14 protein-coding genes are annotated in these 14,551 nt (G+C 62.4%); 8 read left to right on the forward strand and 6 right to left on the reverse strand.

All coding sequences use genetic code 11. The features are described from left to right. Positions 1–162: 162 nt before the first annotated feature. The 7 genes from HX815_RS25195 (at position 163) to HX815_RS25225 (ending at position 8,723) form a co-directional block, all read left to right on the forward strand. Positions 163–1,911: a helix-turn-helix domain-containing protein gene (locus HX815_RS25195; protein ID WP_003219488.1), complete on the forward strand. Its 1,749-nt coding sequence runs from the start codon at positions 163–165 to the stop codon at positions 1,909–1,911. 67 nt (positions 1,912–1,978) lie between these two features. Then, positions 1,979–2,479 (forward strand): sigma-70 family RNA polymerase sigma factor, encoded by a 501-nt coding sequence (locus tag HX815_RS25200; RefSeq protein ID WP_087693078.1) that lies wholly within the window; start codon positions 1,979–1,981, stop codon positions 2,477–2,479. A 32-nt stretch (positions 2,480–2,511) separates the two neighbouring features. Continuing rightward, positions 2,512–3,486, forward strand: coding sequence for a FecR family protein (locus HX815_RS25205; RefSeq protein WP_008432738.1), 975 nt, complete (start codon positions 2,512–2,514; stop codon positions 3,484–3,486). 96 nt (positions 3,487–3,582) lie between these two features. After that, on the forward strand, positions 3,583–5,988 hold the full coding sequence (locus HX815_RS25210) for a TonB-dependent receptor (protein WP_177029065.1): 2,406 nt from the start codon (positions 3,583–3,585) through the stop codon (positions 5,986–5,988). Between the two features lie 222 nt (positions 5,989–6,210). Further along, positions 6,211–7,182 carry a type III secretion protein gene (locus HX815_RS25215; RefSeq protein ID WP_177029066.1) on the forward strand — a complete coding sequence of 324 codons (972 nt, stop codon included), beginning with the start codon at positions 6,211–6,213 and terminating at the stop codon, positions 7,180–7,182. Between the two features lie 84 nt (positions 7,183–7,266). After that, on the forward strand, positions 7,267–7,611 hold the full coding sequence (locus HX815_RS25220) for a hypothetical protein (RefSeq protein ID WP_256344310.1): 345 nt from the start codon (positions 7,267–7,269) through the stop codon (positions 7,609–7,611). A gap of 497 nt (positions 7,612–8,108) precedes the next feature. Then, complete coding sequence (locus tag HX815_RS25225) at positions 8,109–8,723, forward strand: hypothetical protein (RefSeq protein WP_008432744.1); 615 nt, start codon at positions 8,109–8,111, stop codon at positions 8,721–8,723. A gap of 46 nt (positions 8,724–8,769) precedes the next feature. On the opposite strand, the gene HX815_RS25230 is transcribed toward HX815_RS25225, so the two are convergent. Together HX815_RS25230 and HX815_RS25235 are read right to left on the reverse strand one after the other, a co-directional pair. Beyond that, complete coding sequence (locus HX815_RS25230) at positions 8,770–9,921, reverse strand: MFS transporter (RefSeq protein ID WP_008432746.1); 1,152 nt, start codon at positions 9,919–9,921, stop codon at positions 8,770–8,772. Between the two features lie 278 nt (positions 9,922–10,199). Then, positions 10,200–10,445, reverse strand: coding sequence for a hypothetical protein (locus HX815_RS25235; protein WP_102369456.1), 246 nt, complete (start codon positions 10,443–10,445; stop codon positions 10,200–10,202). Positions 10,446–10,537: 92 nt separating this feature from the next. Here HX815_RS25235 and HX815_RS25240 point away from each other — a divergent pair, with 92 nt between their 5' ends. After that, complete coding sequence (locus tag HX815_RS25240) at positions 10,538–11,359, forward strand: helix-turn-helix domain-containing protein (protein WP_177023249.1); 822 nt, start codon at positions 10,538–10,540, stop codon at positions 11,357–11,359. On the opposite strand, the gene HX815_RS25245 is transcribed toward HX815_RS25240, so the two are convergent. From HX815_RS25245 to HX815_RS25260, 4 genes are read right to left on the reverse strand one after another with little or no spacing between them, the layout of a single operon-like run. After that, complete coding sequence (locus HX815_RS25245; RefSeq protein ID WP_177029067.1) at positions 11,301–12,521, reverse strand: sugar MFS transporter; 1,221 nt, start codon at positions 12,519–12,521, stop codon at positions 11,301–11,303. The two genes, HX815_RS25240 and HX815_RS25245, sit on opposite strands and share 59 nt — an antisense overlap. Positions 12,522–12,572: 51 nt before the next feature. Then, positions 12,573–12,920: an L-rhamnose mutarotase gene (locus HX815_RS25250; protein WP_003219515.1), complete on the reverse strand. Its 348-nt coding sequence runs from the start codon at positions 12,918–12,920 to the stop codon at positions 12,573–12,575. Further along, positions 12,917–13,690: an SDR family oxidoreductase gene (locus HX815_RS25255; RefSeq protein ID WP_177029068.1), complete on the reverse strand. Its 774-nt coding sequence runs from the start codon at positions 13,688–13,690 to the stop codon at positions 12,917–12,919. Before HX815_RS25255 ends, HX815_RS25250 begins: the two co-directional genes overlap by 4 nt. Continuing rightward, complete coding sequence (locus tag HX815_RS25260; protein ID WP_177029069.1) at positions 13,687–14,547, reverse strand: amidohydrolase; 861 nt, start codon at positions 14,545–14,547, stop codon at positions 13,687–13,689. The genes HX815_RS25255 and HX815_RS25260 overlap by 4 nt, the downstream gene beginning before the upstream one ends. Positions 14,548–14,551 lie beyond the last annotated feature (4 nt).

The raw sequence follows: 14,551 nt of genomic DNA on the forward strand, positions 1-14,551 counted from the left end.
GTTGTGGCCTTAGGCTAGGAGCGTTGCGCAGCAGCGTCTTCCGTGGTTACGCAGTGCAAATCCACTGGACATTGCTCTGAACCGGAGCAAGTATCAGGCGGGCCTGGCAGGCAACGTGGCTGCCGTGACCTCCATGTTCGGGTGAGCGCCTTGAATCGAGAAATGCAGATACTGTCGTTGCGCGATGTGGCCAGTCAGATCAACTCCGGCGGTGACCTGCAGTCGATGCTGCACCAGTTGGTGTACGCCAGTTGCCGCCACACCCACTGGACCATGAGTTCGATCATGGCCATCGACATGGACGCCGGCTTCGGCCACGTGATCGCCCGCCATGACCCGACCCTGGTGCAGCGCCCGCTGGTGGATTGCTGGGAGCTGTCTTCCAGCCCGGTGATGACCGCCCTGCAACGCAACGAGGCGGTGTTCATCCGCGATGTGCGCGAATGCGAGTACCCCGGCTACCGCCGCGAATCCCTGGAGCGCGATTACCGCACGGTGATGGTGATGCCGATGAACTGCACCGACTTCGACGGCCGGCCCATGGTGCTCAGTGTGATTTCCCGCACGCTGATGGACGTTTCGGAAGAAGACCGGGTGTTCCTCGGCATGATCATCCACCTGGGCGCCATTGCCGTGGAGCGCCAGCGCCAGCTGGAAGCCGAACGCCGCGCCGCCGAGCGCCTGCAGCAGGCGTTGCATGTGCATACCACGATGCTTGAACACGTATTGGGCGGCGGTTCGGTGACATCGTTGTCGCTGATGGTCGGCGACCAGTTGCCCAACCCGGTGATCGCCGTGGACTTCACCGCCAACCAAGTGGTGGCGGGGCGTTCGCCGGATCCCGCATTGTTTGACGACAATGCCTGGCAGGCCGCAGTCGCCGGGGTGCTCAGCGTGCAGATCACCAAGGCCGCCCAGGAAAGTTTGCGCAGCGCCCTGCGCAGTACGGTCAACCTGTTCCTCGACGATGGCCAGCGCCAGTTCACCCTGCGGGCGCAGATCGAACCGTTGATGGTCGACCACGAACTGGTGGGCGCGCTGGTGCTGTTCCCGGTGGCGGCGCCGGTCAACGAGCTGGACCTGCTGATGCTGGAAAGCGCCAAGTTCGCCTTGAGCGTGCAGATGATGCGCAGTTTTATCCGCTTTCGTTTTGAAACCCGCACCCAGACCGAGCTGCTGCTCGAAGTGCTCGAGGGCCGCTGGCGCGATGCCGATGACATCCAGCAGCGCGCCCAGCGGCTGGGCATCAGCTTCAGCACCGCGCAGCAGATGATCATCGTCGACTACGGCGCCAAGGCCCGGGAGGCGAAGAACCTGCACCACAACGTCGCGCGCATCCTGCAGCGTGCAGGGATGCAGGCCACGGTGATCATTGTCGACAACGGTTTGGTGTGCCTGGTGCCGGCGGAAGGCGAGCGCTTGAGCAAAATCAAACGGCAGATTACCGATGACCTGGCGCACTACCTGGGTGCCGAGCCGATCCTGCTGGCCAGCGGGGTGTGCCGGGCGCTGGCGGATTATCCTGCCGCGTGGGAGCGCTGCCGGCGGCTGATCGAGATTGCCCGCTCGTTCGGCCGCAGCGGGCCGATCTCCGATCAGGATTTCGGGCCGATCCCGATCTTCGTCGCGGCCGTGGGCGGAGAAGACATCCGCACCTTCGTCAACGACAGCGTTGGCGCCATGCTCGCCCATGACCGCAAGCACCAGACGCCGTACCTGGAAACCCTGACGGCGTATCTGCGGGAGAGCTGCCGCAGCCAGGCATGCGCGGACGCGATGGGAGTGCATGTGACGACGCTGCGCTACCGGCTGGCGCGGATCCAGGAGTTGTTCGGGATTGATGTGGAAACGCCGGAACGGCGGTTTGCCACGGAGTTGGCGATTCATTTGCAGCGGGTGATTGATAGCTGACGGGTAGCATTGCTCCACTTAATAGGAAGCATTACTATTCACGCCCCGCCTCCCCAGTGCTTCCTTGATGACTCCTCAGCCGCCCCGCAGAACAGGCTTTTTCGAGCACTACGAAGAGTTGATCGGGACCTGGACGCGCCGCCTGAGAAACCGTCAGCAGGCCGAAGACCTGGCCCACGACACTTTTGTGCGGGTGCTTGAGTCCAACGCCACCAAGGTTGAGCAACCTCGCGCCTATCTGCATCAAACGGCGCGCAATATCGCCGTTGACGCCTATCGCCGCGAGGACCGGCGGGAGGCGATGGCCCTGGAAGCCTTTGACCAGAGTTCGCCCCACAGTGGCGACCCGGAGCATTTCATGCACGCGATCCAGCTGGCGGATTCCATCGAGCGAGCCCTGGCCGAGCTGCCGCTCAATTGCCGCAAGATTTTCATCTGGCAGAAAATCGAGGGCCTGACCCAGCAGGAAATCGCCGAACGCCTGGGCCTGTCTAAAAACATGGTGGAAAAGTATATGATCCGCACCCTGCGGCATCTACGTGACCGCCTGGATGCGATGGCACCATGACCAATGCCCGCTTTGAAACAGGATCTTCCATGATGGATACCCGTGAGTGTGCCTGCGGCAGCGCGACGGCCCGCGACGAGGCGGCGCAATGGTTTGTGCGTGTGCAGGACAGCCCATTGAGCGCAGAAGAACGCGAGCGTTTTGATGCCTGGCGTGCAGAGCATGCCGAGCACCAGTACGAATTTGATGTGCTGCAAGGCTTGTGGAGTGCCACCGATCTGGTGCCCAAGGCGCGCTTGCAGGCGTTGTGCGATGCCCCGCAACCGCGTGCGAAGCGCCGGCCCGTGCTGCGTTATGCAGTGGCTGCAAGTGTGCTGGCGGTGGCCCTGGGCCTGGGGTTGTTCAGTGGCCTGGATCATCCGGCGACGTATAACGCCGAGTTCCGCACCGCACTGGGGGAGCGCCGGCAGGTGGCGTTGCCCGACGGCTCGCTGATGGACTTGAACAGCCGCAGCGTGGTGGCCGTGCACTATGTAAAAGGCCAGCGCGGCATCGAGCTCAAGCAGGGCGAGGCCATGTTCAGCGTCGAGCACGACACCAGCCGGCCCTTCGTGGTGGACGCCGGGGCAGGGCAGGTGACGGTCACCGGTACGCGTTTCGACGTGCGCCGCGATGACGACCAGACCCGCGTGGTGGTCGAGGCCGGTACGGTCAAAGTGCAAGGGCGCTCATCCGATGACATCGTGATGCTCACGGCCGGTCGGGGCACCCATGTGGATACCCGGGGCCAGGTGGCGGCTGCCTACGCCGTCAACCCTGAAGAGCTCACGGCCTGGCGCACCGGCAAACTGGTGTTCAACAACGCCACTCTCGGCGAAGTGGCTCGGGAGGTCTCACGTTACCGCGAGCAACCTTTGCGGGTCAGCGCGCCCGCGGTGAGCAACCTGCGCTTGACCAGCGTGTTCAAATCCACCGACACCGACGCTTTGCTCAAGGCCTTGCCGCACATTCTTCCGGTGGCCTTGCGCACCTTGCCGGACGGTAGCCAGGAAATAATTTCGCGATAGATTCAGGTTTTTTTCGAGTTCTTCGTCTTCTTGTGCAACTGCAACTGGTTTGCATTAACAGCCGCACTCTCTTGCGATCACAGGACTACGTTCGACGTGAAAAAACTCGCCATGAAAAACAATAAATCATCCCGCTGGGCACCCCTCGCCCTGGCGCTGGCCGTCAGCGCCGGACTGCCGGCGGCCTATGCTGACGATGGCATTCATATCCAGGCCCAGTCCCTGGGTTCGGCCTTGAGCCAATTGGGTCAGCAGACGTCGCTGCAAGTGTTCTTCAGCCCCGACATGGTGGCCGGCAAACAAGCCCCGGCCGTCGACGGCAACCTGTCGCCCGAACAAGCGCTGCGCCAGTTGCTGCAGGGCAGCGGCCTGGATTACCAGATCGATGCGGGCTCCGTGACCCTGCGCCCTCTGGGCAAGGGCACCGGCGAAGCCGGTTCGCCGCTGGAGTTGGGTGCCACCGACATCAAGGTGGTTGGCGACTGGCTCGGCGACGCGAATGCCCAAGTGGTGCAGAACCACCCGGGCGCGCGCACCGTGGTGCGCCGTGAAGCCATGGTGGAGCAGGGCGCGATGAACGTCGGTGACGTGCTGCGGCGCATTCCCGGGGTGCAGGTACAGGAGGCCAACGGCACCGGTGGCAGTGATATTTCCCTCAACGTCGGGGTACGTGGCCTGACCTCGCGTCTGTCGCCACGCTCCACGGTATTGATCGACGGCGTACCGGCAGCGTTTGCACCCTACGGCCAGCCGCAGTTGTCGATGGCGCCGATTTCCTCCGGCAACCTCGACAGCATCGACGTGGTGCGTGGCGCAGGCTCCGTACGTTATGGACCACAGAACGTCGGCGGCGTGATCAACTTCGTCACCCGGGCCATCCCGGAAAAATTCTCCGGCGAAGTCGGCACCACCCTGGAAACCGCGGCCCACGGCGGCTGGAAACACATTGAAAACGCCTTCATCGGCGGCACCGCCGACAACGGTATCGGTGCTGCGTTGCTGTATTCCGGGACCAAGGGCGATGGTTACCGCGACCGCAACAACTCCAACGACATCGACGACGTGATCTTCAAGACGCACTGGGCGCCGACCGATCAAGACGATTTCTCGCTGAATTTCCACTACTACGACGCCAGCGCCGACATGCCCGGCGGCCTGACCCAGAAGCAGTACGACGCCAACCCGTATCAATCGGTACGTGACTGGGACAACTTCAATGGCCGGCGCAAGGATATGTCCTTCAAGTACATCCGGCAGATCGACGACCGCACCCAGGCTGAAGTGCTGACCTACTACTCCGACAGTTTCCGCGGCAGCAACATCGCCAACCGCGACCTGAAGACCCTGGGTTCCTACCCTCGCACCTACTACACCTTCGGCATCGAGCCGCGTGTGTCCCATGTATTTGACCTGGGGCCGAGCACCCAGGAAGTCAGCGTCGGTTATCGCTACCTCAAGGAAGGCATGCACGAACAGGCCACCAGCCTGGGGCTGGTCAACAACGTGCCGACGCCCGTGGGCCAGAGTGACGGCCACGTGTACCAGGACCGTACCGGTGGCACCGAGGCCAACTCGTTCTATATCGACAACAAGATTGATATCGGCAAATGGACCGTCACCCCGGGCATTCGCTTTGAGCAGATTCGCACCGAATGGCACGACCGTCCGGTGGTAGGCCTCAATGGCGCCACGGTTCAGGAGAAACGTCGCGAGATCCACAACAACGAACCGCTGCCGGCCTTGAGCGTGATGTACCACGTCTCCGATGCCTGGAAGCTGTTTGCCAACTACGAAACCTCCTTCGGCAGCCTGCAATACTTCCAGCTGGGCCAGGGCGGTAACGGCGACCAGACCGCGAACGGCCTGAACCCGGAAAAAGCCAAGACCTACGAAATCGGTACCCGCTACAACGACAGCGTCTGGGGCGGCGAAGTGACGTTGTTCTACATCGACTTCTCGGACGAGTTGCAATACGTCAGCAACGATGTGGGCTGGACCAACCTCGGCGCTACCAAGCACGAGGGCATCGAAGCGTCGGCCCATTACGACCTGTCGAACCTCGACCCGCGCCTGGACGGCCTGACCGCCAACGCCGGCTTCACCTACACCAGGGCCACCTCCGAAGGCGACGTTGCCTTCAAGGGCCGCGACTTGCCGCTGTACTCCCGTGAAGTGGCCACCCTGGGGCTGCGTTACGACATCAACCACTGGACCCACAACCTGGACGTCTATGCCCAGTCCGGCCAGCGTGCGCCGGGCACCGGTACCACCTACATCACCCAGCCGACTGCTGATGGCCAGTACGGGGATATTCCCGGCTACGTCTCGGTGAACGTGCGCAGCGGTTATGACTTCGGTGCGCAACTGTCGAACCTGAAGCTGGGCGTCGGGGTAAAAAACGTGTTCAACCAGGAACACTACACCCGCTCCAGCGACAACAACTCCGGGATCTACCTGGGTGAACCGCGCACGTTCTTCGTGCAGGCCAGCGTCGGCTTCTGATGCGTGCCTGATCCCAGGTATCGACAGTGACGAGGGGGCGCAAGCCCCCTCGCCATAGCCCTTCTTCCTACTCTTTTTCTAACGATTTTCTGCGTCCGCAGGAACTGAATCCGACAGGTCTACCACACAAGGAGGTGCCCACTTTCCATGGGATACCTTGTATCGCCGAGGTGTCTTTGAGCCGGGAGTGAATCGTGTCAATACGCCGAACTGGAGATGCCTATGTCGGTAACCTTATCCAACTCAACTGTTGCCAACCCCTCTGATAACGCCGCGCAGCCGCATACTGATGCCGCCACATCGACGCAGTCACGCTCACGCTCCGGGCAGGGGTCGATCCACATCAGCTTCAACGTGCCACAGAATGGGATCGGCCCGGGATATTCGAATTGGACGACGACGCAGAGCACGATGGATCGCCATGGTGCCGCCAACAACTCATTCCGGGCGTCCTATGCAAACTCGTTCCTGGGCGGGCTGATCGGACAGCTTCAGGACTTTCTGCACAAGCTGTTCAATCCGTTCCGGCCTCACCCCGGTTATGGTCGTCCTGATCCTTCCATTCCACTCAGGCCTCTTCCCGGACACTGCCGTCCGACCCCCTGCAAGCCTGACCCGGGATACGGTCGCCCGGACCCACACTTTTCGAGGCAAACCCCCGATCAACTGGGGAACCTCCTCAAGAACAAATTTGATGCGTTCACGGTGCCGGGCCAGCCCTTCATCACAAAACAAAGCCTGGAGGAGATGGCGGGCAGACGGTTGACCAACGACCAGGACCGTAATGAGAACATTCTGTTGGCCCGGGAACTGCTGCGACGCCCAGACGTAATACAAGCCTTTGACCGAGCCGGCAGGACCGGTGATCTGGATGGTCGAATCTCCCGGCGGGACCTCAACGCCGTGCTCGACTCCGGCAACGCCTTGAAGTACAAGACCGACAAACAGCTCGCCGAACAGATGTTGAAGGACTTCGACGCCCTGAAGGGTATCTGGAGCCGCTCCATCAGTATCAAAGATTTGAAAAAATTGGCCGCATCGTCGTCGAGCGACCCAAAGCAACAGCGGCTCATCGAGTTGGCCAAGGAAGTCACTCAGCGCTCAAGCCTGTTAACGCTGATGGACTCTCTTGACCGGTATGACGGCAAGATCGGCAGAGCCGCCCTGCGCCACCTCTCTCTGAACCTGTTTTAGCTCGATCACGCCGCGACCCTCTCGCGGCGTGATGACCTGCCTTGATCAATCCGCTGCTTTCAAACTCTCAGCCAGGGCTCAGACATGGCTACACCTTCGTGTGGATCGCACAATCCTGGCTATCAGCCAGCCTGTCTTGCGCCGACGGGCAGCGATACCCTGCAACCGCCCCCCGTTGCCGCACCGGGCAAACGGTGCGAAGAGGGCGCCGAAGCCCGGCGAGTGAAGAACTTCACCGGGCAGCACACGTTCCAGGCGCCGGCGGCTGACGACTTCATCAAAGGCATGTTGCCGCACGGGCAGTTGCCTGCCTCACACGCGCCTGGGTTACGCCCGTTGCGCGCGGTGATGGGCGCCATGGTCGCAGCGATCAAAGGCCTTTGGCAGGAGACGAAACCGACCTGGCCAGGGTCTCGAAAAGCCGACTGATTCTTCGGTTTTTACATGTTGTCATTGGAACGCTGCTCTATCTCGGAACCATTGCCACCGGCACACCACACACCTTTGGCCTGTTTTCACCTGAGCGATACGGCGATTGCCGGGATGATGACCAGGTCAATGTGGAACCGGAAAATGGTGGAGATGAATCATGACAATCAACGGCGGGTCGGTCTGCCAGCACCTCGGTGCTACACCCTGTATTGCCCCGGCACTGGACGGCGGTACACGGGCAATTCACGCCGCTTCAAGTGAACCCGGTGAGGCTGCGCGAAAGCACAGCCATCAATCCGGCGGGGCGCCTGTCCGCTCATCAGGCTATCGGCCTCCTTTGCGAGGGGAGAGTCACTGCAGGAGTCTGCTGCAACACCTGGGGCTTCAGAACGAAGTGGCCAGCCGCCTCCGCGGGCCCAATCCCTACATTCGTTTGCCGGACAGCGATTTGGTGAGCGCGGCGAACGCCCAATTTGCCATGCTGAAAAAACTCCATGAGAACTGACGGACTGAAGCTGTCTTCACTGCAACGAATCGCCAGTAAAAAGCTCGGTGCCAGCCGAGAGGCCGACAGCGCTATCCTGCTTGCCAAGGCGATCATCCAGCGTCCGCGCCTGATCGATGCGATCCTCGACCAGGACGGCTACATCACCCGCGAAAGCCTGGCACAGGCCGAGAACGTCGTGTTCGGCAACAGCGATCCCAGTGCCTTCAGCCCGGACCCTTTCCACACAAAAAACAATGCCGATCTCGTCCGCCTGTTCAAGGAAATGTTCACCGAGTTACGGGACCGGTCGCGGGACCGCATGGGGTTTTTCGAGCAGATCTGCTACGTCAATATCGAGGTGCTGGCGATGATGAGCAAAGACCCGGATGAGCTCGACAGCCATGGCCAAGTTGTACTGGACCCGGCCACGGGGCTACCGAAGAAGAAATACGACGAACAGCAGGTGTATATGGCGAAAAACCTTGTGGACCGGCCGGGCTTGTTGCGGTCGCTGGAAAACACCGCCGACAGCGGTCGGCGAATTTTCGGCAGCCATCACCAGGCGGGCTGGCTCAGCAACAAAACCCTTGATCGCTGGCTGGAACTCCAGAAAGCCAAATGACCCCGGGTTGACGCCTCAATGTACGAGGCGTGATGGGGCTGGGTGGTCAGACCCGCAGTATTTTCCCGCTGATCGCCACACCGATCAGCAGTACGGCAATCAGCACAAAGGCAGTGCTCAAGCTGCTGCCATGGGCGATGAAGCCGATCACCGCAGGGCCGGCGAGAATGCCGGTGTAGCCCAGGGTGGTGATGGCGGGCACCGCAATGTGTTCCGGCATGACGGTCTGCTTGCCGACGGCGGTGTACAGCACCGGTACGATGTTCGAACACCCGGCACCGACCAAAGCATACCCCAGCAGGGCGGTTTCCCACGCAGGTAATAGCGTCGCCAACAGCATGCCGCCGGCGGCGAGCGCGCCACCGAATACAATCACCCGGGTTGCGCCCAGGCGGCGAACTATCCTGTCGCCGGTAAGGCGCCCGACGGTCATGGTCAAGGCAAAGGCTGCGTAGCCAAGGCCCGCATAGGCTTCGTCAAGGCCGCGCTCGGCGCTCAGGAACACCGCGCTCCAGTCCAGCACGGCGCCTTCGGCAAGAAACACGATGCAGCACAGGCAGCCGATAAACAGCACCACGCCGTGGGGCACGGCAAAGGCCGGCCCGGAGCTTTCACTGCCGTAAGGCAGCAGGTGTGGCCCGGCCTTGAGCAAGGCCACTACGATGACGACGATCACGGCGAGGGTGGCCTGCAACGGCGACCAGCCCAACCCCAGCAGCCCGCTGACACCTGCCGCCCCGACGATCCCGCCCAGGCTGAACAGCCCGTGGAAGCCCGACATCATGGTCTTGCCGCTGGCTCGTTCGACCATCACCGCTTGCAGGTTGACCGTGGAGTCCACCGTGCCCAGGCCGGCACCAAACACAAACAGCGCGGCCATCAGCAACGGAATCGAGGTGACGGTGGCCAGCATCGGCAGGCCCAGGCAGATCAGGAGGGTGCCGCCGGTGGCCACTCGCCGGATACCGTAGCGCGACGCCAGGGCCCCGGCGACCGGCATCGCGATCATCGAGCCCACCCCCAGGCACAACAGCAAAAGGCCGAGGGTGCCCTCATTGAGTTGGGCGCGGGCCTTGGCATAAGGCACCAGTGGTGCCCAGGCGGCGATGCCGAAGCCGGCGATGAAAAACGCGATGCGGGTCGACATTTGTTCCAGCCGCCCGGGTACCACGGGCGCTGGGGTGCTGATGGCGGTCATGAAAAATCCTTGGTTTTGCGTTCAACGAACGATGTGCAGCGCAACATCCTTGCACATCAGGCCGTATCGAGCGAGCCGGGTTCCCTTGGCATGCCTGAACACAGGGCCAAACATTTTTTCCAGGATCATGGAACGCGACGGGCCTTTCCAACCACTATCAGTTCGTAGGACAAGTAACCACTTGAGGTGCGAGGTGGCCTGGAAGGTGCGTAATCCCCGCGAGAACTGGTGAACCCCGGGCTTCCAGCGACGGATTACCACCTTCCAGGCCGATCCTCTCACTTCAGCAGCCGCGCCAGTTTCGCATCCCGCACCTGCAACACTTCAAACAAGCCCAGGGCCTGCAGGGCGGGGAGGGCTTGCAGGATGTCCTGTTCGGCCAGCAAGCGCTGCTCGTCCGGGGTGGCCGGATCGCACCAGGTTCTGGCGTTGGCGAGGAATGCGCCCACCGTGCCCTTGCGCACGGTCACGCCATTGAATTGGCCTTGGTCGAGATGGTCGGGAAGCACGTCTTCTGCACGCATGGCGGAGCCCTCAATGAATGAATCCGCAGTCTGGGCGTGCGCAAATGGCTACACTGCCTTATCCAGGTCATTCAATACGGTAAAGCTGCCATATGCCGTCAACACTCGTTTCAGCCCAGCTCGCCAATGCGACCGGCGGTCCGTTGCTGGTGGCGACGTTGCGCAGCAGTCCGGTAGCACGCACCACGGCCCTTCATCAGCATGCCCGCGGGCAATTGCTCGGAGCCCAGCGCGGGTTGTTGTCGGTGCAGGCGGCGCACCAGCATTGGGTAGTACCGGCCACCCACGCGGTGTGGATTGCCCCCGATTGTTCCCACGCCTTGCGTTCCCACGGGCCGTTTGATGGCTGGAGCGTGTATGTCGAACCCCAGGCATGCGCAGGGCTGCCCCGACAGACGTGCGTTATCGCCACGTCGGCCTTGTTGCTGGAAGCCGTCAGGCGCGCGGCAACCTGGAGCCAGGCGCTGCTTGAGCCGCCACAGTCACGGATCGCCCAGGTGATCCTTGATGAAATCGCCGGGTTGCCCCAGGAGCCATTCGGCTTGCCGCTGCCCCGGGACCCGCGCCTGTTGCGCATCGCCCAGGCGCTGGCCGATAGTCCCGACGACAACCGCCTGCTGGAACACTGGGCGCAGTGGGCCGGTGTCTCGCCGCGCACCCTGGCCCGGCGGTTTGTTGCCGAGACCGGGTTCACCTTCAGCCAGTGGCGCCAGCGCGCGCGATTGTTGCGCGCCCTGGAGTTGCTGGCGGCGCATGCACCCGTGACCCGGGTTGCGCTGGACCTGGGTTATGAAAACGTCAGTGCCTTTATTGCGATGTTCCGGCGTACGTTCGGGACGACGCCGGGGCGGTACTTCACGGATGGCGCAAGCGACTACGGGCATATACCGCCACAATCACGAAACACCCCATAGGCAACAGGTAAGCCAGCGCCACTGTGCTGTTGTCCGCCACCTTGCCCATCAAGTAGGGCATCAGGGCGCCGCCGACGATCGCCATGATCATGAACGAACTGCCGCGCTTGGTGTGCGGCCCGAGGTTCTTCACGCCCATGGCGAACAGCGTCGGGAACATGATCGACATGAAGAAGAACACCGCGATCAGCGCGATCACCGAGATACCTTCCAGGCCGATCACCACCAGGCCGCACAACGCGATATTGATCAGCGCATAAATCAGCAGCAGCTTCTGCGCGCTGACCCGGCCCATCAGCCAGGTACTGAAGAAGCGCCCGAACATGAAGGCCAGCATTGCGATCGACAGCAGGTAGGCGGCTTGCTGATTGCCCATCTGTGCCCAATGCTCGGTGACGTAGTTGATGAAAAATGCGCCGACTCCGACCTGGGCCGCCACATAGAAAAACTGCGTGATCACCCCACCGACGAACTCCCGGTGCTGCCACAGACCCTTGCCGGCCGTCGGTTGCAGTGCCTGTTCCTGCGCGCGCAAATCCGGCAGCGGCGTGCGGGCGATCAGCAGTGCCACCAGCAGTACCAGAACCGCGATCACCACGTAGGTGGTCTGCAACGAACTCATGTCCGGGGCCGGTGTGCTGCCGGCGCTGAAGAACATCGCGCCGCCAATCAGCGGGCCGAAGAACTGGCCAAGGCCATTGAATGATTGCGCCAGGTTCAACCGCCGCTCGGCGCCCTGGGGTTCGCCCAGCACGGTGGCATAGGGGTTGGCAGCGGTCTCCAGGCAGCCCAGGCCGCAGGCGATGACAAACAGCGCGAACAGGAAAAACGGAAAGCTCGCCGCCGCAGCCGCCGGCATGAACAGCAGCGCGCCCGCCGCATACAGGCACAGGCCCAGCAGGATCCCGGCCTTGTAGCCGTGGCGGTCCATCAACAACCCGGCCGGCAAGGCGATCAGGAAGTACGCGCCGAAATAGGCGCTTTGCAACAGCCCGGACTGGGCCTTGCTGACGTGCAGGGCTTCCTGGAAGTGCTTGTTCAGTACGTCGAGCAAACCGTAGGACAAGCCCCAGAGGAAAAACAGACTGGTCACCAGCATCAGCGCCCAGCGATAGGTCGGCACGGCACGGGTGCCTGGCAGGTGTGTATCTTTGCTTAACATGACGCTTCTCCTGTTGTTTTTATGGGATCAAGGCGTGCGATGCAGCGGGTATCAGGGTTGGTCGGTGAGGCAGAAAATCTGCTCCAGGGGCTGCCATTTGCCGCCGGGGTCAGTCCACGGCGTGGGGGCCTGGAAGCGCCACATCAGGGTTTCCCAGGCTTGCACGTCGGGGTTGGCGCGTGCAGCGTGGTCCAGCCCTTCGAAGCTGAACCCGGCCGCAGTGTCCATGACCATGAACAGCCGCGTGCCCAGGCGCCAGATCTGCATTTCCAGGATTTGCTGGCTGCGCAGATGCTCTGCCACGGCAGGCCAGATGCGTCGATGCAGCTGCTGGTACTCGGCGATCAATGCCGCATCGTCGATCAGGTCCAGCGCCAGGCAGTAACGTTGGCCGCTCATGTCAGCGCCCGGTCGAGGTGGGTGTAGCCTCCATCCACCACCAGCCACTGTCCGGTGGTGTGGGAGGCGCGGGGTGAGAGCAGGAACAGCACGCTGTCGGCAATTTCCTCGGGAGTGGTCATCCGTTTGCCCAAGGGGATTTTTTCGACGATGGCGGCGAGCTTGGCCTCGGGGTTGTCGAAGCCGTCGATCCAGCGTTGATACAGCGGCGTCAGCACCTCGGCGGGCACCACGGCATTGACCCGGATGCCGAACTCCAGCAAGGAGGCGGCCCATTCCCGGGTCAGTGACAGCTGCGCACCTTTTGCGGCGGTATAACCGCTGGTACCGCCCTGGCCGGTGAGGGCCGTCTTGGAGCTGATATTCACGATTGCCCCGCGGCTGGCCTTGAGGGCATCGAGGCACAAGTGGGTCATCAAGTAGTAATGAATCAGGTTCTTTTCCAGGGATTCGACGAACGCTGCACGGCCCGCATCCAGGCCCACGCCGTCGTTGACCCCGGCGTTGTTCACCAGGCCGTCGATGCGTCCGAAGCGTTGCAACACCTCGTTGACGGCTGCGCGGCAGGCGTCCTCATCGCGCAACTCGACACGGATGAAGTGGCTTTGACCGTGCTGCTCAAGCTCGGCCGCGAAGGCCGGCGACAACGGTTGATGGCCGAAAATCACCGGGATTGCGCCTTCGGCAATCAATCCCAGGGAAATGGCGGCGCCAATCCCCGAGCCGCCGCCGGTGACGATGATCACGCGGTCCTGCAAATGCAGATTCATGGGAAGTTTCCTTCAAGGTGATAGACCCGCTGGGCCGTGCCGCCCCAGATGGCCTGCTGTTCATCGGGCGACAGTGGGCCGAGGGTTTGTTGCAGCAATTGGCAGGTGCCCTGGTATTCCCCGGCCAGCAGGCACACCGGCCAGTCCGAACCGAACATCAGGCGCTCGGCGCCGAACAATTCCAGCGCCAGTTCGATGTAGGGGCGCAGGGCTCGGGCGTTGCGTTGCTCGGGCCCGGCTTCGGTGAGCAGGCCCGACAGCTTGCAACTGACGTGGGGCAGGGCGGCCAGTGGCGCCAGGTGTTCGGCCCAACCGACGGGGCCGTTGGCGATGTCCGGTTTGCCCAGGTGGTCCAGCACCAGATGATGCCGGTCGTGGCGCTGGCACAGGGCTGTCGCGGCGTCGAGGTCGGCGCAGCGGATCAGCACTTCGTAGACGTAGCCTTGTTGCTGCAGGTGTTGCAGGCCACGGGAGAACTTCGCGTCAGCCATAAAGCTGGCAGGCGTAGGCTCATCCTGAATCTGATGCCGAAAGCCCTTGAGTCCCGGTGCGTCGCGCCACTGTTCCAGGTGCTGTTCCAGGCGTGGGTCGCACAGGTCGACCCAGCCGACGACGCCGAGTATCCATGGGTGCTGCCGCGCCATTTCCAGCAGCGCGTCGGTTTCCTGCTCACCGGCGCGGGCTTGCACGGCAATGCAGCCATCCAGGTCGGCAGCGTCGAGCAACGGCCGCAAGTCCTGTGGGAGAAAGTCCCGCCGCAGGTCAGCCTCAGCCGTACCGATCCACGGATAATCAGCGGCCCGGTAGCGCCAGAAATGCTGGTGCGCATCGAGCCTCAAAGGTGATGGGGACGACATTGTT

This window comes from Pseudomonas sp. E6002, assembly GCF_013385565.1.
Lineage (GTDB): Bacteria > Pseudomonadota > Gammaproteobacteria > Pseudomonadales > Pseudomonadaceae > Aquipseudomonas.